The organism is Halopseudomonas oceani (assembly GCF_002903165.1).
Classification (GTDB): domain Bacteria; phylum Pseudomonadota; class Gammaproteobacteria; order Pseudomonadales; family Pseudomonadaceae; genus Halopseudomonas; species Halopseudomonas oceani.
Map to the genome: position 1 here is coordinate 162,387 of NZ_PPSK01000002.1, position 19,085 is coordinate 181,471.

The window sequence follows — 19,085 nt, forward strand, 5'->3', positions numbered from 1 at the left end:
GGAGAAAAATGCGCGCGAGGCTATGAATGTCAGGCAATAAAAAAACCGCTGATCGGCGTTAACCAATCAGCGGTTTTGAACCTGGTTGCGGGGGCAGGATTTGAACCTACGACCTTCGGGTTATGAGCCCGACGAGCTACCAGACTGCTCCACCCCGCGTCAGAGGTCGCCATTCTACTGTTTTAGGAATGGCTGTCAAGCGATTGAACGAAAAAGATTTTTTTATTTTGCCTGGGTCAGCGTGCAAGGCCGGTTATGCGCGCCTGTGGTGAGCTGACGCTGTAGCGTCCGCTGTTGGCGTCGCGGCTCACGCAGGCCATCGCAACGTCCCGATCATGGGTGAAAACCAGTCGCCCATTAACGGCGATCAGGCTGTCGAGCAGCGCTTCCTTTTCTTCGATCAGGGTTTCCGGAAAGCGGTCGTAGCCCATGGTGATCGGCAGGTGCACCCAGGGCGCGCCGGGAATCAGATCGCCCGGGAACACGACAGGGCCGTCGGGCATGTCGATGATCGGGATCATCAGGCCGGGGGTGTGGCCATCGCTAAAGCGCAGGCGCCAGTCTGGGCCGAGGGTTTTCGACTGCTTGCCATCTTCAACCAGCTCCAGTCGGCCGCTGTCTTCCAGCAGGGTCAACAACTCCGGAATGAATGAGGCCTGATCGCGCGGGTGCGGCCGACGTGCCCGCTGCCAGTGGCGCAGACCAGTGACGAAGGTGGCATTGGGGAATAGCAACTGCGCCGGTTGGCCTTCCTGCCAGGCGCTGAGCAGCCCGCCGGCGTGATCGAAGTGCAGATGGGTCAGGACCACCACGTCGATATCGGCGTCGGTCAGGCCAACGTCGGCCAGACTGTCGAGCAGGACGTGACGGTCTTCGACAACGCCGTAGCGGGATTTCAGATTCGGTGGGAAGAAGGCGCCGATGCCGGTTTCGACCAGAATGTTGCGGTCCTCTTCCTGCACCAGCATGGCCCGGCAGCTCAGCGCGATTCGATTCTGTTCATCAGTTTCGACCCAGCGGGACCAAAGTGCCTTGGGTGCGTTGCCGAACATGGCACCGCCATCCAAGCGTTGGCTGTTGCCTTCCAGTGTCGTGATTGTGCGCATGGCTGATCAATCCTGTGTTGGGTGTTTGTGCAAAAAAGCGGCGCAGTGGCCGCCTTTTTTGAAAACAATCAAAGGCTGAAGGTGTAGCCGATGATCACGCGGTTCTCGTCAATGTCGCTGCCGAAGGTGCTGCGATAGGTCGCGTTGCGCCAGTGTAGCGAGAGGTTTTGTAGTGGACCGCTCTGCACGGTATACATCACATCGCTGTTGCGTTCCCACTCGCGGCCGCGATTATTCGCGATTTCGATATTGCTACCGTGGGTATAGCGATTCATCACTTTCAGCCCGGGCAGGCCCAGGTCGGCGAAGCTGTAGTCGTGCCGCAGTTGCCAGCTGCGCTCATCCCGGTTGGCGAAGTCGTTAATTTGTACCAGATGGGTGAGAAAGGGGTCGGTGCCGTTCAGGTAGGCAAAGCCGGTGTCGCCTTCCATTTGCTGATAGCTGCCGGTGAATTTATGCATGCCCGCCTGCCACGACAGGGTGGCGCTACTCATGCGGTTGTCGATGTTACTGCGGCCGGCGTCGCTGCTGTCAGCATGACGCAGGTTCAGCGCCAGTGTGCCGTTGCCCAGCGGTTGGCTGTGGTTGAGCACCAGATAGTGCTGACGGTAGATCGACTGCAGTTCGCCGTAGTGGTAGCTGAGTTTGGTTGCGTCGCTTATATCCCAGCTGGCACCGGCAAAGTCGAAGGCGTCGCTGTCGGGTTTGCCGCTCACGACTACGTTGCGCGCACCGCCCTGTACCGGGCGCATGCGCTGGTAGTCGGAGGATTCACGCAGGTTGATGGCGTCGAAGCGGCCCAGTTCCAGCTGCAGACTGTCGCTGCCCTGCGCTTGCAACCAGCCGCCGCGGAAACTTTGTGGCAGCAGGCGGCTGTCGTTGTGCATGGCGACCGGCAGCGATGGGATCAGGGTGCCAACACGCAGCAGGTGCTGATCAAACTTGAGTTTGACGGTCAGGCCCAGCTCGCTGTATTCGTCCATCGCGCGGTTTTCGCTGGTGTCGCGCTTGAGAATGCCGGTGCCGGTGCGGTCAGGGCTGGAATCCAGTTTGACGCCCAGCAGGCCGATGGCGTCCAGACCAAAGCCCAGACGGCCTTCGGTGTAGCCGGACTGCCAGTAGGCGCGCACGCCCTGGGCCCATTCATCGGCCTTGCTCTGGGCCGCATTGCTTTGGCGGAAGTCGCGGTTGAAGTAGAAGTTGCGCAGCTCGATTCGTGTCTGGGCATCGTCGACAAAGGCAGCGTTGACCGGAGTCGCAAGTGCGGCAGAAAGGGCAGTCAGCAGGAAGACAGGGATCTTTTTCATTGCAGTGTGTCTCTTGTTTTTATCGATTATTCAGCGGTTTCAATATCAGTTTTCTGATCCGGGTGGGCGCTGCGAAAGCTCAGCAGGCTGGTGCGCTCAATCAGCAGATATAACACCGCGCCGGTGGCCAGGCCCCAGCCTGCGCCGTAGACGGCCAGTACCACGCCCATGGTGCCGGCGACGCCGCGCTCGGCGTTGTTGCTCAGTTGCTCGAAACCCACCATCAGGCAGATGTAGCCGGTTAGTACCAGCGTCAGCGACAGCGCAATCGGCAGCACCGGCTGGAAGAAACTCACCAGTGGCAGCATGAACAGAGCGATGAAACCGGTGATCCAGAAGGTGCCGGCGCCGCTGTAGATCGAGTCCATTGCCTTGCGGCCATACTTGTAGCGCTCGGCCATGGTGGCGGCTACTGCCGTCCAGATCGGGCCAGCCAGACCGGGGTAGGGCGCAAAGAGAGCATGCAGGGCGTTGCGGATAGCGGTAACCAGATGTACTCGGTCAATGTTGTTTTCGATGACCTCGTCCGGGCGCAGCTCATCGGCGCGTTGCATCAGCGACTGGCCGACGATGATGTCGCCGAAGGCAATGATGTAGGCAATCACGGCGGTGGGCACAGCGAGCATGAAGACCTTGGCCTCGGGAATGCCGACCGTAAACGGCAGGTAGTTCCACATCTCACCGAAGGCCGGTGCGGTGATGCCCCAGCGTACGTCCGGCATTTTGTATTCGCCGACGCCAATGCCGACTACGATGGCGATCAGCATGCCCGGCACCATGCCGTAGTTGACGATCTTGCGCATCAGCGGCAGGCGGTCGGTCAGCCCCTTGAACGACGCGGAGAACATCAGATACAGGCAGATCAGGGTACCCAGGGTCAGCGAGATCGGGGTGTTGGCCAGACGACCGCCTGCTGAGATTTCACCCATGAGTGCTGCGATGCCGGCGCCGATGATGATGCCGCCCTTCATCGAGTTGGGCACGATGCGCACCATGGCGCTGCCCAGACGGGTAATGCCGAGGACGAAGAAGATCAGGCAGACCAGCAGTTGCAAGGCAAACAACGCCTGAATGGCCTGCGGGCCCGGCTCGAAGTCGCCGAGAAACAGCAGTACGACCGGGATGGCCGGGGTAATCCAGCCCGGCACCATGGGCACGCCGAGCAGGGCGGGCAGCATGAAACCGACACCACAGACCACCACGTAGGCCAGGGCCACGTCGTAGGGCAGACCGAGGTATTTTTCCAGTAGCGGGATCATGCCGAGGCTGACCACAAACATGATCAGCGCCTGCAACATCTCGGCAGTTTCCCACCGGTAGTGCACGAACGGCAGTCGAATCTTGAACGGGCCGCAGGCCCAGAAAGGTTGTTCCGCGCCATCGGCGCGCTTGAAGATTTGCATGAGTAGCTCCGCCAGCCGGGTAAAACCGGGCTGCTTGTTGTTTTTGTGAAACGGCTTTTTTATGGGTGGGCGTTACCGTGCGCTCACCAGCCACCACCGCGCCGGTGAGGCACGGTGGTGGTGGTGAGCAATCGGCTGTCCCTGGTTTGTGTTGGTGATCAGAGCGCCTTGGCCCAGTCACGCAACACGAACTTCTGGATCTTTCCGGTCGAGGTTTTCGGCAGCTCGGTGAAAATCACCGTCTTGGGAACCTTGAATCCGGCAAGGTGCTGGCGGCAGAAAGCAATGATGTCTTCATGGCTGACATCGTGCTCGCGGCGCCGGGTGATAAAGGCGCAGGGCGTCTCACCCCACTTCTCATCCGGGCGGGCGACGACTGCCGCTTCCATGACCGCCGGGTGCTTGTAGAGCGTATCTTCGACTTCGATGGTAGAGATGTTCTCGCCACCGGAGATGATGATGTCTTTCAGGCGGTCCTTGATTTGCACGTAGCCATTGGGGTGGCAGACGGCGAGGTCGCCGGTGTGGAACCAGCCACCGGCAAAGGCCTCGGCAGTCGCTTCCGGATTCTTCAGGTAGCCCTTCATGACGGTGTTGCCGCGCATGAAAATCTCGCCGATGGTTTTGCCGTCCTTGGGGACCGGCTTGAGGGTATCTGGGTTGGCTACCATGACGCCTTCGAGCGTGGTGTAGCGCACGCCCTGGTGGGACTTCAGCTCGGCACGCTCTTCCAGCGTTAGGTCGTCCCACTCGCTGTGCCAGGCACAGACCGTCACCGGGCCATAGACCTCTGTTAGGCCGTAGGTGTGGGTGATCTGGATGCCCATGTTTTCGACCGCGCCGATGACCTTGGCCGGCGGCGCTGCACCGGCGACCATGGCCTTGACCGGGTGATCGATAGCGGCCTTGGCCGAATCCGGCATGCTGGCCAGGGCGTTCAGCACAATGGGGGCGCCGCACAGGTGGGTGACGCGGTGTTCGTGGATCAGGTGTAGGATCTTCTGCGGGTCGACCCGGCGCAGAAAGACGTGGACGCCGGCCATCGCGGTAATGGTCCAGGGGTAGCACCAGCCATTGCAGTGGAACATCGGCAGGGTCCACAGGTAGACCGGATGCATGCCGATACCCCAGGTCATCTGATTGCCAATGGCGTTCAGGTAAGCGCCACGGTGGTGGTAGACCACGCCCTTGGGGTTGCCGGTGGTGCCGGAGGTGTAATTCAGGGTAATGGCCTGCCATTCGTCTTCGGGCCAGTGCCAGTCGAATTCGGGGTCACCTTCGGCGAGGAAGGCTTCGTAGTCCAGATCGCTCAGGGCTTCGCCTTCGCCGTACTCGGGATCGTCGACATCGATGACCAGAATAGGGCGTTTGATCAATTCCAGCGCCTGACGGATGACCTCGTGAAACTCACGGTCGGTGACCAGCACGCGGGCTTCACCGTGGTCGAGCATAAAGGCGATGGCTTCGGCGTCCAGACGCACGTTCAGGGTGTTGAGCACGGCGCCGATCATGGGTACACCAAAGTGGCATTCCAGCATGGCGGGAATATTCGGCAACATGGCGGCAACGGTATCGCCCTGACGAATACCCCGACCGTATAGCGCAGAAGCCAGGCGGCGGCAGCGCTGGTAGGTCTCCTGCCAGTTGCGGCGCTGGCTGCCGTGGATAACAGCGGGGTAGTTCGGGTAGACCGCAGCGGTGCGCTCAATGAACGACAGCGGGGAAAGGGCCATATGGTTGACGGCAGCGGGAGCCAGACCTTCCTGATAGATCGTCATGACGAAAACCTTCTTGTAGTTATCGATGGCGCCGCTGGCAAAGCAAACGCCCTGGAATATTCATCTGGCCGGTACGGGTGAGACCGGCGTATTCTTGTGAGGGTGATTTATATAATTTTTTTCAGGATTATGGAATATGCACCAAGGTATTATGGTGTTTTTACTATATGGTGAGCCATGAGCGATTCACTGCCGACATTGCACGGCCTGCTGCAGTCTGACCCGCTGCCAATGATGCTGGTCAGCGCAACTGGCGAGCCGATGTTTCGCAACACCGCCTTACAGCAATTGCAGACTGACAACGCCGACCTAGCCGCCTGGCTGCCGCATAATCATGCCGAGCTGGTGGCCGCTGCCGCTCAGCAGCAGCGGGCGATTGAAGACGTGCATACCCGCTGTGGCAGTCGCCATCTGCTCTGGAGCTATATCCCGCTGGTGGAGACGGCGCAGGTCTGGGTGCGCGGTCGTGATGCTACCCGTTGGCTGCAGCATCAGCAGGAGGCGACGGTTGCCCGCCGGCTGTATCACCTGATCATCGAGAACACTACCGACCTGATTTCGCGCCACCGCCCCGATGGTCGCTTTATTGATGCGTCTCCTGCGTCCTGGAACCTGTTGGGCGTGTGGCCCGAGCAATTGCGCGGCGAGCGCCTCGATAGCCTGTTTCATCCGCAGGAACGTGATGCCTTGTTGACCCGATTTCGCAGTTCGCTGGAGCAGGACGGCTACCTGACCTACAGCTACCGCATTCGCCACGCCAGCGGTGAGTACCGCTGGTTCGAAACTGCCAGCCGGGCGATCCGCGAGACCTACACCGGGGAGGTTGTGGAAGTGATCAGCGTTTCCCGTGATATCACCGAGCGGCTGCAAAGCGAGGAGCACAACCGCCGGTTGCAGGACGAATTGGCCCATGCGGCACGGCTGGCAACTCTGGGGGAGCTGGCATCCGGTATCGCCCATGAATTGAACCAGCCGCTCGCTGCAATCCTTAACTATGCCGGAGCCAGCCAGCGCTATCTGGCGCAGATGGGAAGTACCGAGCCTGAGGCCGAGCGGGTCGGACACGGACTGGCGCGAATCAGTGAGCAGGCTGAGCACGCCGCCTCGGTGATTCGCCGTTTGCGTGGTTTTTTACGCAAGGGTACGCGGCGGCTGCAGCAAGTGGATGCCGCCATTCTGGCGCATGAGGCGGTTGGGCTGTGCGCCTGGGAGGCGTCGCAACATCAGGTGCAGATCATTCAGCAGGCCGAGGCTGGCTTGCCCAAGCTGCAGGTTGACCCGATTTTGCTGCAGCAGGTGCTGTTGAACCTGCTGCGTAACGCAATCGACGCCAACCGTGAACAGCATCCCGAGCAGAGCTCACAGGTGCAGCTGCATATCCAGCTGGTTGACGAGATGGTCTGTATTGACGTGATTGATCAGGGTGCGGGGGTGAGTGCCGAGGCGCGTGAGCAGCTGTTTGTACCTTTCTACACCAGCAAGGCCGATGGTCTGGGCTTGGGGCTGTCGATGAGTCAGGGTATCGTAGAGGGCTTTGGCGGCAGCCTCAACGCGCTGCCCGCCGATACCGGTGGCCTGTGCTTGCGTTGCCTGCTGCCGGCCGTTTCCAACTAGGGGCTGCAATGCCGGAACACCTACAACAACTGGTTTATGTGGTAGACGACGATCAGGGCATGCTGGACTCGACCGTCTGGCTGTTCGAATCGATGGGCCTTAAGGCGCTGCCATTTACTAACGGTCAGGCTTTTCTTGATGCCTGCGACCCCACCGCTGCGGCCTGCGTTCTGCTTGATGTGCGCATGCCCGGAATGGGTGGGCTGGCCGTGCAGGATGCCATGCGCGAGCGTGATATTGGTCTGCCGGTGATTTTTGTCAGCGCCCATGCCGACGTGCCCATCGTGGTGCGTGCGTTCCGTGGCGGAGCCGTCGACTTTATCGAAAAACCCTATAACGAGCAGTTGCTGCTGGACAGCGTGCAACGTGCGCTGAGTCAGCGTCCCGCGCAGGTTGCACCGCAGGGGCAGGAGGTCCAGCAGCGGCTGGAGCGGCTGACGCCGCGCGAGCAGGATATCGTGCTACCGTTGGTTCAGGGCTACAGTAATCGGGAGATTGCCGAGCAGTTGGGCGTCAGTGTTAAGACAATTGATCTGTACCGCTCGCGGGTGATGAAGCGGATGCAGGCCGATAGCCTGCCTGCGCTGGTTGGCATGCTGGTTGGGGTGGGTGTGGTCGATCCGTTCACGCTGCAACCGCTGCGGTCCTTGCAGGACTGAGTTCAAACAAGGATGTGGAGTTGGGTCACAGGAGGTGACAGATAAAATAATGGCGTCATAATGACATCACTTCTTGAGATGAGCCGTCCGCTCCCGGTAGGCGGCGTGCACAATAATAAAAAGGATCTCACGGGTGCATACAGCTACGACCGATTACAGGCTCAGCGGCTGGCGCGGCGAGTTTGTTCATCCCTCCATCGAGCAGGCATTTCGTCGCCATAGCGAAGCTGATGCTGCACGTTCGCTGCGCCGGGCCCTGCTGGTCTGGGCGTCCCTTTTGTTGCTGTTCGGCCTGATGGATTACTCCGCACTAGGCAGTGGATACGACCTCTTCCTGCTGTTCGGCTGGCGTTTGGCAACCGCGGCGGTGCTGCTGTTGCTTTACTGGCAATTGCGCAGCAAGCCATCGCTGGTCAGCGATGGCTATGCCGTCACCGCCGCCGAGGTGTTCGGCAGTGTGCTGTTCTTCATGCTCTACTTCCTGCGTCACGATATGGTCAGCTGGGTGATCGCGGTAGTTGCGATTTCATTGCTGGCGCTGTTCATGTTCATCCCCAACCGTGTGTATCTGTCGCTGCTGGCGGCCGCCTTCCTCAGCATCGGTATGATGGCCTGTGTTGCCGCACGCGGTATGGGCGCCGACAAGGTGATTGGTCTGGGTTTCATTCTGGCGCTGCCGACCGCCGTGGGCTTTTTTACTGCCTTGCGCTGGCAGCTCGCCCAGCGGCAGCAGTATGCCCTGTTGATGCAGGTGATCAGCAGCAACCGCGATCTGCAGGACGAAATAAAGCGGCGCGAGGCGCTGGAAGCAGAACTGAAGCGGCAGGCCACCACCGATCCGCTGACCGGTCTGTTTAATCGGCGTCAGTACGAAATGCTGTTCCAGCGCGAACGGGAACGCTGCAGCCGGCTGCAGCAGGAAATGTCTCTCTGCGTGATGGACCTAGACCACTTCAAGCGGATCAACGATCAGTATGGGCATGATGTCGGCGATACGGTACTCAAGCATGTCGCTCAGCACCTCTCATGCGCTTTGCGTCACTCTGATGTGGTGGGTCGTTTTGGCGGTGAGGAGTTTATTTTGATCCTGCCCGATACGGGCCTGGAGCAGGCTGTCGCGGTGCTTAACCGGCTGCGCGAGGCGCTGGCCGAGACGCCGGTGCCGGTGCAAGGGGAGTTGCTGCCGGTCAGCGCTACGTTCGGAGTGACCACCGTTCAGCCGGATGATTTCGACCTTGAGGTAATCATACGCCGGGCGGATCAGGCGTTGTATGAAGGCAAAGGTGCCGGGCGCAATCGGGTAATGACCGCCTGATCGGTTACACTGCCTGCCTGTCTACCCGCTGTGTCGGTGGCCCGTGCGCAAGATTCTCCATATCGACTGTGATTGCTTCTACGCCGCGATAGAAATGCGCGACGACCCGCGCCTGCGCGGCCGGCCGCTGGCGGTCGGCGGCGATCCGGGCAAGCGCGGCGTCATCGCCACCTGCAACTACGAGGCGCGTGCCTACGGGGTGCGGTCGGCGATGGCCTCGGCCTACGCCAAGAAGCTGTGTCCGGAGTTGTTGATCGTGCCGGGCCGGATGTCGGTCTACCGTGAGGTCTCCCAGGCCATTCAGGCCATCTTCGCCGATTACACACCGCTGATTCAGCCGCTGTCGCTCGATGAGGCCTATCTGGATGTCACCGACAGTCCAGCCTGCCGCGGTAGCGCAACGCTGATGGCCAAGGAGATTCGCCAGCGGGTGCGCGATACCCAGGGCATTACGGTGTCGGCCGGGGTCGCGCCGAACAAGTTTCTCGCCAAGATTGCCAGTGACTGGAACAAGCCGGATGGCCTGAAGGTGATTCTGCCCGATCAGGTGGAAGATTTTTTGCGTGACCTGCCGGTGTCGCGGCTGCATGGCGTTGGGCGCAAGACAGCAGAGCGGCTGCAGCGTCTGGGCGTTGATGTGTGCAGCGAGCTGTTGCCGTGGCGCAAGCAGGATCTGGCTCGGGAGTTCGGCAGTTTCGGTGAGCGCTTGTGGGAGTTGGCGCGGGGAATCGACGAGCGTCCGGTGGTGGTCGAAAGCCGCCGTCAGTCGGTCAGCGTCGAGAACACCTACGAGCATGATCTGCCCGATCTGGACGCCTGCCTGGCGGCGTTGCCGCCGCTACTGGACAAGCTGGCCGAGCGTATTGGCAGGTTGGAAGGCAGTTACCGGGTCAGCAAGCCGTTTATCAAACTCAAGTTTCACGACTTCACCCAGACCACGCTGGAGCAGGCCGGTGCGCCAATTACCCCGGCTGGCTACGCCGAGCTGTGCGCTCAGGCGTTTGCCCGTGGCAATTGTGCGGTGCGACTGATTGGCGTGGGCGTGCGGCTGGACAGCAGTCACAGCCAGCTGGGTGAGCAGCTCAGGCTGTTCTAGGGTCTGTTGCCGTTTCGTTCACCGGCCTGTTGCAGCCTGTAAAGCCGCCAATCAAGGAGCGAGAAGCGTAGCGTGGTCATTCCGCGTAAGCGACGAGCGACGCCGAGTGGCGGCTTTACAGGCGCAACCCGCAGGGCCGGGGCCATTTTTCGGCCATGCTGCGTTGTCGGTCGCTCATGTGGACTAACCACACTGCACTCCCTCCGCCTTGCGTGGCCGAAAAATGGCCTCCGGCAGGCGGGTGAACGAAGCGGCAACAGACCCTATCCCGCCGCTCTGGCGCACTTGGGGCACAAGTGGTTGTCGCCGCGTGGCTGCCAGCCCAGCTCACTGATACGTGTGACCGCCTTGGCGGTGCGGGCGTTCAGGTCATCCCGGTCGGCGACAAGAAACTCGAATGGCTGCTCGCGGCCACACTCATCACAGGTAATCGACCAGCCCAGCACGCTCTGACCGCGCAGGTCTGGTCCGCGGGCTGAAGCAGTCCATTGGCCCGGTGGGTTGATCAGGTAGCGAATCTTATCGACCACCAGGCGCATGGGCAGATCGCGACTACCCTTGATCGTGCAGATCAGCTGGTCGCCGGGCTGCACGCCGCCGCCCTGACCGGTGACCTGAAACAGCCCGGCACCCAGGGTGCGACATTCGATCAGGGTGTGTGACGGGTTCAGTGCCGTGCGGCGAAAGTCGTGTTCTGCCATGGTGGGGGCTCGCTGGTCGGTGGGGCGCGCATGATAACACCGGAGTGTAGCGGCATATCACCCGCATCACTGATGGTCGGTCCGGGACGGGTCAGTGATTATCATGGCGCGGTCTTTTACGTATTCACAACGAGGAGTTCACATGAGCGTCAAGCAAATGTTCGATCTGAGCGGCAAGGTCGCCCTGATCACCGGCGGTACCAAAGGTCTGGGTCTGCAAATGGCAGAAGCCTTCGGCGAACTGGGTGCCAAGGTGTTCATCAGCGCCCGTAATGCTGCCGAGATCGAAGCGGTCGTCGCTGAACTGAAGAGCCAGGGCGTAGAAGCCGCCGGTATCGCCTGTGATCTGGGCAAGCTGGACAGCAACCCGGTAAAAACGCTGGTCGACGCCTGTGAAGCAGCCTTCGGCACCGTTGACGTGCTGGTCAACAATGCGGGCACCACCTGGGGTCAGCCGGCAGAAGAGCACAGCTACGAAGGCTGGCAGAAAGTCATGACCCTGAACGTGGACGTCTGCTTCCTGGTTGCACAGGAAGTGGCGCGCCGTTTCATGATCCCGCGCAAGTCCGGCAAGATCATCAACATCGCCTCCATCGCCGGCTTCAAGGGCAATCGTGCCAACTCCGGCGTATTCACGTCTGCCTACAACACCTCCAAGGCTGCTGCGATCAACCTGACTCGCGCACTGGCTGGCGAGTGGGGACGTTACAACATCAACGTCAACGCGATCTGCCCGGGCTACTTCCCGACCAAGCTGGCAAAAGGTCTGGACAAGGTCAGCGAGATGATCAAGGAAGGCACGCCGCTGGGTCGTATCGGTGGTGATGAGGACATCAAGGGCGCTGCGGTGTTCTTTGCGACTGAAATGTCCCGTCACGTAACGGGTCAGGCCATGGCCGTCGACGGCGGCAACTCCGTAGTCTGATGCATGAGGGCGGTCGTGCCATGCACGCGACCGCCCATCAGCCCCTCTCTGGCAGCTTAAGTCTGCTCAGTTCAGCCCTTGGGCCAAAGCCCGAGCTGCAGCTTCAACCTCACTGCGATGATCCCGTTCCAGGGTCTCCATCAGACGCAGATGCAATTTGCGCTCAGCCCGACTCAAGTCCTTCCACGCCTGATGGGTAGGGATGTGTGCAGTTTGGTCGTAGATACGTTCGAAGACGGTGACGTCCAGCCCTTCGCGGCGCTCGCCCTGGTAGTTATCCAGCAGCACTTTGATGCGAATGGCACCTTCGATGGTCGGCACCTGGCCGTCCAGCAGGCTCTGGGCAATGATGCGAATATCTCCGCTGAGGCGGTCGTCACGGGCTTCCAGTGCCTTGGCGCGGGCTTCGTCCTGCTGCCAGACCCTGCGCCAAAGGGTCAAGGCATACGCGGCCAGCGCCAGAATGATCAGGGTGCCTGCGGCAATCAGCCAGTAATGGTTTTGCATGGGGTTCAGAAACTCAGTTGTGAGGGATCCAGCGTCCCTTCCTCGTGCAGATTGATGCTGGGCGCCAGCCACATGCCTGTACGGATGTTGCCGTCGATACGGTAATCGACCGGCTGCTGTTTATCTACCAGCTTGATCAGGTCGGCGAGATGGCGCCACAGGTTGGAGCGTACATCCAGTTCAAAGTAGGACGAGCCGTAGGCTGGCACATCAAAACGATTATCGCTGACGCCGGTAGCCAGCTTCATGTCGTTGAGGTAGACCTGGTAGTGCATGCCGCGAATCGGCAATACCCGGTCGTTGGGGTTGTCGACCCGCAGCTTGAGCCGAAAGGATTGCTCCCAGAGATTCGACTTGAGCATCTCGACATTTGCCAGGCTGACGTCGGGCTTGGTGTAGGAAGGGCTGAAAACAGCGCAGCCGTGTAGCAGTACGCAGCAAAACAGCGTTATTACCCCCAGCATCCGCGCTTTCATCGCGTCCCCTCTCCCCATGCAGGCTGCTTTGTGTATGGAGTTGTTACGCAGCCTGGACCATACTTTACCCCTGATTTACGTACAGGGAGTGACAAGATGACCCGTTTCGAGGTGGTTTTTCAAGGTCAGGTACAGAAAGGCGCTGCGCCGGAGCAGGTTCGGGCCAACGTCGGCAAGCTGTTTCAGGTCTCGGGAGCCCAGCTGGATACGCTGTTCTCCGGTCGCCGCGTTGTGATCAAGCAGGGGCTGGATCAGGTCGGCGCCGAGAAGTACCGCATTGCCCTTGAGCGTGCTGGCGCTCAATGCAGCATCGTCCCGATGGACGACCCGGCAGCGCCCACCGCGGAGAGCCAGTCTGGACCCGCAGCAGCGCCGGGCACTGACCAAGCAGCCCAAGTTGAACCGACTCCTACGGTAACGCCCAGCGCTGAGCCGGAGGCAGGATCATCGTCGCGTGTTGTGCCACGAGACGAGTACATGGCTGCCTTCAGCGAGGTTGAAGCGCCTGATTTTGGTATTGCCCCGCTGGGCGCCGATCTTCAGGACGAGTATGACCCCCATACGCCGTTGCCGATTGACCTTTCGGCGCTGAGCCTGGCGCCGGTGGGGAGTGATATGGGCGAGATTTCGCGGGATCAGGCCGCACCTCTGCCTAATATCGACCACCTGAAGCTGGTCGACGACTGAGGGTGTGCCACCGGGTCAGTCCTGCACTGCCCCGGTGACAGCGTAACCGAGTTGCTGTTTTTGCCGCAAAATGCGGACTCCTTCGACTTCTGTCGCTTTTTCTCCTGCCATCAACCGCTTCTGTCCTTAAGCTTTGCTCCAGCGTTGGCCGTGATGTCGGCCGGCGTGGCTCGGATCGCATAGCAAGGAACAAGGATGTTCTCACCAGCAAATGAAGCCCATTTTGCGTTGCACATCGACGGCGTTGAGCATGATTTCAACGTGCTTGAATTCACCGGTGTGGAGCGGCTTAACCAGCCCTACAGCATCGAACTGACGCTGGTAAGCGAGCGGCCCGATTTCGATCCCACTAGCTTGTTGCATCTGCCGGCCTGGCTGGAAACCGGCTCCGACGGTGGTTTTCACGGTTTTATCAACCAGTTCACCCAGGGCGAGTCTGGCCGTCGCCTGACCCGTTACCAGCTCCGGCTGGGGCCCCAGCTCGGTTACCTTGAATACCGCACCAACCAGCGCATCTTTCAACACCAGTCGGTAGAGCAGATCATCACTTGTGTGCTGCAGGAGCATGCCATTCACAGTGATGCCTGGCGCTTCAAGCTGAACGCCGATCACGGCGAGCGCCGCTATTGCACCCAGTATGATGAAAACGACCTGCACTTTATCCAGCGTTTGTGTGAAGAGGAGGGACTGCATTTTCACTTTGAGCACAGCCGTCAGGGTCATGTACTGGTGTTTGGCGACGACCAGACCAGTTTCCCGCAACTGGCGCCGATCGGTTTCAGTCAGGGTTCCGGCATGGTCGCTGATCAGCCGGTGGTAAAGCGCTTCAGTGTGACCGCTGCCACCCGGCCTGACCGGGTCAGCCGTCGGGACTACAACTTTGAAACACCGCATCTGCTGCTGGAAGCAGGGGCTCAACTGGAGAGTGCGCAAGCCCAGCCTGCGCTAGAGGATTACGACTATCCCGGTCGCTTCAGTGATCGCGGCCGCGGCAGGCAACTTAGCCAGATTCAACTGGAGCGTCATCGTAGCCATCAGCTCGAGGCGCGCGGCGACAGTGATCGGCCGGACCTGCGCAGTGGACACTTTCTGCCGCTGACGGGGCATCTACGCGACGACTGGAACGATCTCTGGTTACTCACGGAAGTGCATCACCATGGCAAGCAGCCGCAGGCGCTGGAAGAGTCGATCAGCAGCGACACAAGCGTTGCCGACGGGTTCGTTCAAGGCTATCGCAATCGGTTTGTGGCCACCCCGTGGCAGGCGATCTGGCGGCCGCCACTGGAGCATCTTAAGCCGCGCATTGCCGGCAGCCAGAGCGCGGTGGTGACCGGCCCCGCTGGTGAAGAGATTCACTGCGATCAGCATGGCCGGGTCAAGGTACAGTTCCACTGGGACCGCGAAGCGCAGGCCGACGAGCACACCAGCTGCTGGCTGCGTGTGGCGTCCGGCTGGGCAGGGGACCGTTACGGTGCCATCGCCATTCCGCGCATCGGAATGGAGGTGCTGGTCAGCTTTCTGGAAGGCGATCCGGATCAGCCACTGATTACCGGTTGCCTGTATCACGCCGAACACGTACCTCCGGTCGAGCTGCCAGCGCACAAGACGCGCAGCTCTTTCAAAACGCTTAGCTCACCGGGTGGTGAGGGCTACAACGAGCTGCGCATTGAAGATCGCAAGGGAGCCGAACAGGTCTACATCCACGCACAGCGTGACTGGGATCAGCGCATTGAGCATGACCAGCGACTGCATGTAGGCAATGAGCGGCACGAGCACACCACGGCCAATCATTACAGCGACCACCTCGCCGAACTGCATCGCACCGTCCACGGCGACCGTCTGACGGAACTCAAATCCAGTGATCATCTCAGCATAGCCGGCAATCAACACTGCCGTATCGGTCAATCCCTGCTGGCCGACGTCGGCCAGGAGATTCATCTGGCCAGTGGCCGCAAGGTCGTCATCGAAGCGGGTATGGAGCTGACCATCAAGGCTGGTGGCAGCTTTATCAAACTCGACCCCAGCGGAGTCACCATTAGCGGCCCGGCGGTGCGGATCAACTCAGGCGGCAAGCCGGGGGTGGGGACGGGTGCTTCTCCGCGCTTGCCCGGCGACTTAACGGCCGCCGATCAGAGTCAAGCGGGAAGCCTGCTGGTGCCGGCGCAGCGTCAGGCGCTAATGCTTGGAAAGCCACTGTGCGCTATCTGTAAGGAGCCAGGTTCCGACGCCTGAAGTGCTTTGGGAGTGGACGCTTCGGCGGGCTGTGGGGCTTACCGCGCGCAGCACTGCTTGAACTTGCGTCCGGACCCGCACGGGCAGGGCTCGTTACGTCCCGCCTTGATCGGCTGGTTGGGGTCGAGGAAGTACCAGCGGCTCTGGATCAGGCGAAAGTCCGAGCACTCTCGGTGGGTCTGGGCGCTGCCGTCCGGGTCTTGCCAGCGGGCAATAAACGTTACCTGGGCAGTGGGCGCTCCCGGCAGCTCGTTTGCGCTCTCCACCGTCAGCCCCAGCCAGCGGCTGTGTTGGCTCCATTGGCGCATGGCATCAACGTCCAGGTAAGCCTGTTGGGCGGGAACGGTGGTAGCGACCAGGTAATCGATTAGACCGAGGGTGTAGGCGCAGTAGCGCGAGCGCATTAGGCGCTCGGCGCTGGGGGCCGCGTTGCCTTGATGTAGGGGCTGACAGCATTCGCCATATTGCCGACCGCTGTCGCAGGGGCAGGGCGCAGCGGCGGTGATGGTTGGAGTCATCGCGTTACCACCAATATTTGTCGAACATCTCCGGGTTGGCCCAGTACTTGGAGTTCAGCCAGTCCGGGACGCTCTTGTATTCGGCCAGATCGTAGGCGTAAAGCGTCAGGCTCTGGCCATCCTGGCTGAAGCGCGCGTGGCGTTGCAGGGCGAGGGCGTAGAAGTCATTCTCCTGCCAGTCGTCGGTGCGCTCTATGTCGACCAGCACCGCAATCCGGCTGGCAGAGAGGTTGCGCAGGCCGGCTAGCAGTTCGGTGGCGGTGCGTTTGTCGAGGTGCTCGAGCTGATCGGCGACAATGGCCAGGTCGTAGCGTTGATTGCGCAGGTCGTCGCTCAGCGGGACGTCATCTGTGCTGCTGACCTGACAGTCCGGGTGTTGCTGGCGCCAGGCTTCAACCGCCGGAATGGCGCTGCGGCTGACGCAGAGCAGGCTGGCGGGTCGATAGTGCTGGAGGATGCCCAGCAGGGAAGATGTCGGCGTGGCGCTCATCGGAAGACTCGACTGTGAACGGATTCAGCGCAGCAGGGTAGGGGCTGGTTGGTGTTGATGCAAGCACCGGCGGTCCAGCTTGGCGGCGTTGAATGGTATCATCGCCGGCTGATCCGGAGCCCGCATGCTGAACGACGAACTCAAAGGCCAGATCCAGACGGCCTACCGTACCTTTCTGGAAAACAAGTCGCTGAAGCCGCGCTACGGCCAGCGGGTGATGATTGCCGAGGTCGCCAAGGTCTTCGGCAACGTTGCGTTGGACGAGGAGGGACATCGCGCTGGTGATCCGGCGGTGGCGGTGATTGAAGCCGGCACCGGCACCGGTAAGACCGTAGCCTACTGCTTGGCGGCCATCCCGATTGCCCGTCATTTGGGCAAGCCACTGGTCATTTCTACTGCAACGATTGCCCTGCAGGAGCAGATCGTGCTCAAGGATCTGCCGGATATTCTGCGCAACTCCGGTCTCAAGTTCGGCTTCTCGCTGGCCAAAGGTCGCGGTCGTTACGTCTGCCTGGCCAAGCTCGACAATCTGCTGCGCGAAAACCAGTCTATGGCCGATCAGCAGCAGATCTTTGCCGATGATGGCTTTCGTATCGACGTGGACGAGGCCGGGCTCAAACTCTATACCCGCATGGTCGAAGCGCTTGGTGGCAACAAATGGGACGGCGAGCGTGACTCCTGGCCAGAGGCGCTGGAGGATCAGGACTGGTCGCGGCTGACCACTGACCATATCCAATGCAGCAACCGCCGCTGCGGCCACTTTCAACAGTGCGTGTTCTACAAGGCCCGTGAGGGCGTGCAGAAGGTCGACGTCATCGTCACCAATCACGACCTGGTGCTGGCGGATCTGGCGCTGGGTGGCGGCGCGATTCTGCCCGACCCGCGTGATTGTCTGTACGTCTTTGACGAGGCGCATCACCTGCCGGACAAGGCCATCGGGCATTTCGCCCACCATACTCGCTTGCACGCGACCGCCGAGTGGCTGGACCAGATCGACAAGAATCTTAGCAAGTTGCTGGCCCAGCATCCGCTGCCCGGTGATCTCGGCCGCGTGCTGGAGCAGGTGCCGACCACCGCCCGCGATCTGAAGCCGCATCAGCAGTTCATGCAGCAGGCGCTGGGCGATGTCGCCGACTTTGCCAGCGCCGAGGATCGAGGCGGCAACATTCGTCCGCAGTACCGCTTCGAGAATGGAGAGGTTCCCGCCGAGCTGTGCGACATGGGCATGGAGCTGAAATCGGGTTTTGGCAGGCTGAGTGACCAGTTGCAGCGGATCGTCGATATGCTCAAGGAGGCGATGGATGGGGAAACCACCATTGGCGTCTCCGAATCCCAGGCTGAGGAGTGGTATCCGCTGTTTGGCGCCCTGCAGGCGCGGGCAGAAGCCAACTGGACGCTGTGGACCCAGTTCTGCCTGCAGGACCCGGAGGGCAAACCGCCGACCGCGCGCTGGTTGACCCTGACCGAAGGCGGCGACATCGAAGTCCACGTAAGCCCCATTCTGGCCGCCGACACCCTGCGTCAGTACCTCTGGAATCCAGCCTTCGCAGCTCTGGCCACCTCGGCAACGCTGACCGCGCTGGGCAAGTTCGACCGCTTCAGCCACCGCGCCGGTTTGCCGCGCAGCGCGGTCTGTGCGCTGGCACCCAGCCCGTTCAAACATGGCGAAGCAGGCCTGTTGCGTGTGCCGAATTACGGCGCCGACCCGCGCGACAGCGTCGCCCACACGGCGGCGATCATTGAACACCTGCCGGAGATTCTGGCGGATGAGCGCGGCAGCCTGGTGTTGTTCTCCTCGCGCAAGCAGATGCTGGAGGTGTTTGCCGGGGTGCCTGCCGAGTTTCGTCAGCGGGTGCTGGTGCAGGGCGATCTGTCCAAGCAGGAGCTGATCCGTCAGCACCGCAAGCAGGTGGATGATAACAAGCAGAGTGTGATCTTCGGCTTGGCTAGCTTCGCCGAAGGGGTCGACCTGCCCGGCAAGTACTGCGAGCACGTGGTGATCGCCAAGATCCCCTTTGCCGTACCGGATGACCCGGTTGAAGCGGCGCTGGCCGAGTGGATCGAGAAGAATGGCGGTAACCCGTTTATGGAGATCGCCGTGCCGGACGCCAGTTTGCGGCTGATTCAGGCCTGCGGCCGCTTGCTGCGCACCGAGAGTGACAGTGGCACCGTCACCGTGCTGGACCGCCGGCTGGTTACCCAGCGCTATGGCAAGGCGATTCTCAATGCGTTGCCACCGTTCCGCCGCGAGATCGATTGAGTCATCAGCCT

General features: G+C 60.9%; 17 protein-coding genes and 1 tRNA gene. 8 read left to right on the forward strand and 10 right to left on the reverse strand.

The genetic code is table 11. The features are described from left to right. Nucleotides 1–82: 82 nt before the first annotated feature. The 5 genes from C1949_RS02945 to C1949_RS02965 form a co-directional block, all read right to left on the reverse strand. Nucleotides 83–159, reverse strand: a tRNA-Met gene (locus C1949_RS02945). 77 nt (nucleotides 160–236) lie between these two features. After that, the gene (locus tag C1949_RS02950; protein ID WP_104736990.1) at nucleotides 237–1,106 is read right to left on the reverse strand and encodes an MBL fold metallo-hydrolase; all 870 of its coding nucleotides are present in this window, start codon (nucleotides 1,104–1,106) and stop codon (nucleotides 237–239) included. 68 nt (nucleotides 1,107–1,174) lie between these two features. Further along, nucleotides 1,175–2,413, reverse strand: a complete 1,239-nt coding sequence (locus C1949_RS02955) for an OprD family porin (RefSeq protein WP_104736991.1) — start codon at nucleotides 2,411–2,413, stop codon at nucleotides 1,175–1,177. 26 nt (nucleotides 2,414–2,439) lie between these two features. Continuing rightward, on the reverse strand, nucleotides 2,440–3,816 hold the full coding sequence (locus tag C1949_RS02960) for a solute carrier family 23 protein (protein WP_104736992.1): 1,377 nt from the start codon (nucleotides 3,814–3,816) through the stop codon (nucleotides 2,440–2,442). A gap of 158 nt (nucleotides 3,817–3,974) precedes the next feature. Further along, nucleotides 3,975–5,594 carry an acyl-CoA synthetase gene (locus tag C1949_RS02965; RefSeq protein WP_104736993.1) on the reverse strand — a complete coding sequence of 540 codons (1,620 nt, stop codon included), beginning with the start codon at nucleotides 5,592–5,594 and terminating at the stop codon, nucleotides 3,975–3,977. Between the two features lie 177 nt (nucleotides 5,595–5,771). Between C1949_RS02965 and C1949_RS02970 the strand changes: the two genes are divergently transcribed. The 4 genes from C1949_RS02970 to dinB all read left to right on the forward strand — a co-directional run bounded on the left by C1949_RS02970 (nucleotide 5,772) and on the right by dinB (nucleotide 10,278). After that, a complete protein-coding gene (locus C1949_RS02970; protein WP_104736994.1) occupies nucleotides 5,772–7,208 on the forward strand; it encodes a sensor histidine kinase in 1,437 nt (478 codons plus the stop codon). Between the two features lie 8 nt (nucleotides 7,209–7,216). Then, complete coding sequence (locus C1949_RS02975) at nucleotides 7,217–7,867, forward strand: response regulator transcription factor (RefSeq protein WP_104736995.1); 651 nt, start codon at nucleotides 7,217–7,219, stop codon at nucleotides 7,865–7,867. A 133-nt stretch (nucleotides 7,868–8,000) separates the two neighbouring features. Further along, entirely contained in the window at nucleotides 8,001–9,182 is a 1,182-nt protein-coding gene (locus C1949_RS02980; RefSeq protein WP_104736996.1) for a GGDEF domain-containing protein, read from the forward strand. A 43-nt stretch (nucleotides 9,183–9,225) separates the two neighbouring features. Further along, nucleotides 9,226–10,278, forward strand: a complete 1,053-nt coding sequence (gene dinB / locus C1949_RS02985) for a DNA polymerase IV (protein WP_104736997.1) — start codon at nucleotides 9,226–9,228, stop codon at nucleotides 10,276–10,278. Between the two features lie 263 nt (nucleotides 10,279–10,541). On the opposite strand, the gene C1949_RS02990 is transcribed toward dinB, so the two are convergent. Beyond that, nucleotides 10,542–10,979: a hypothetical protein gene (locus C1949_RS02990; RefSeq protein ID WP_104736998.1), complete on the reverse strand. Its 438-nt coding sequence runs from the start codon at nucleotides 10,977–10,979 to the stop codon at nucleotides 10,542–10,544. Nucleotides 10,980–11,121: 142 nt separating this feature from the next. Between C1949_RS02990 and C1949_RS02995 the strand changes: the two genes are divergently transcribed. After that, nucleotides 11,122–11,904, forward strand: a complete 783-nt coding sequence (locus C1949_RS02995) for an SDR family oxidoreductase (RefSeq protein WP_096002939.1) — start codon at nucleotides 11,122–11,124, stop codon at nucleotides 11,902–11,904. 66 nt (nucleotides 11,905–11,970) lie between these two features. Here C1949_RS02995 and C1949_RS03000 read toward each other — a convergent pair whose 3' ends face one another. Together C1949_RS03000 and C1949_RS03005 are read right to left on the reverse strand one after the other, a co-directional pair. Then, on the reverse strand, nucleotides 11,971–12,411 hold the full coding sequence (locus tag C1949_RS03000) for a DUF2489 domain-containing protein (RefSeq protein WP_104736999.1): 441 nt from the start codon (nucleotides 12,409–12,411) through the stop codon (nucleotides 11,971–11,973). Between the two features lie 5 nt (nucleotides 12,412–12,416). Next, on the reverse strand, nucleotides 12,417–12,887 hold the full coding sequence (locus tag C1949_RS03005; protein WP_170062986.1) for an LEA/WHy family protein: 471 nt from the start codon (nucleotides 12,885–12,887) through the stop codon (nucleotides 12,417–12,419). Nucleotides 12,888–12,983: 96 nt separating this feature from the next. On the opposite strand from C1949_RS03005, the gene C1949_RS03010 reads away from it, so the two are divergent. Next, entirely contained in the window at nucleotides 12,984–13,574 is a 591-nt protein-coding gene (locus tag C1949_RS03010; RefSeq protein ID WP_104737001.1) for a hypothetical protein, read from the forward strand. A gap of 195 nt (nucleotides 13,575–13,769) precedes the next feature. Further along, on the forward strand, nucleotides 13,770–15,806 hold the full coding sequence (locus C1949_RS03015; RefSeq protein ID WP_104737002.1) for a type VI secretion system Vgr family protein: 2,037 nt from the start codon (nucleotides 13,770–13,772) through the stop codon (nucleotides 15,804–15,806). Nucleotides 15,807–15,844: 38 nt separating this feature from the next. Here the strand turns inward: C1949_RS03015 and C1949_RS03020 are convergent, their stop codons facing one another. Then, on the reverse strand, nucleotides 15,845–16,324 hold the full coding sequence (locus tag C1949_RS03020; protein WP_104737003.1) for a YchJ family protein: 480 nt from the start codon (nucleotides 16,322–16,324) through the stop codon (nucleotides 15,845–15,847). Nucleotides 16,325–16,328: 4 nt separating this feature from the next. Then, a complete protein-coding gene (locus C1949_RS03025; protein ID WP_104737004.1) occupies nucleotides 16,329–16,814 on the reverse strand; it encodes a DUF6231 family protein in 486 nt (161 codons plus the stop codon). Between the two features lie 124 nt (nucleotides 16,815–16,938). On the opposite strand from C1949_RS03025, the gene dinG reads away from it, so the two are divergent. After that, a complete protein-coding gene (gene dinG / locus C1949_RS03030) occupies nucleotides 16,939–19,074 on the forward strand; it encodes an ATP-dependent DNA helicase DinG (RefSeq protein ID WP_104737005.1) in 2,136 nt (711 codons plus the stop codon). Nucleotides 19,075–19,085: the final 11 nt, after the last annotated feature.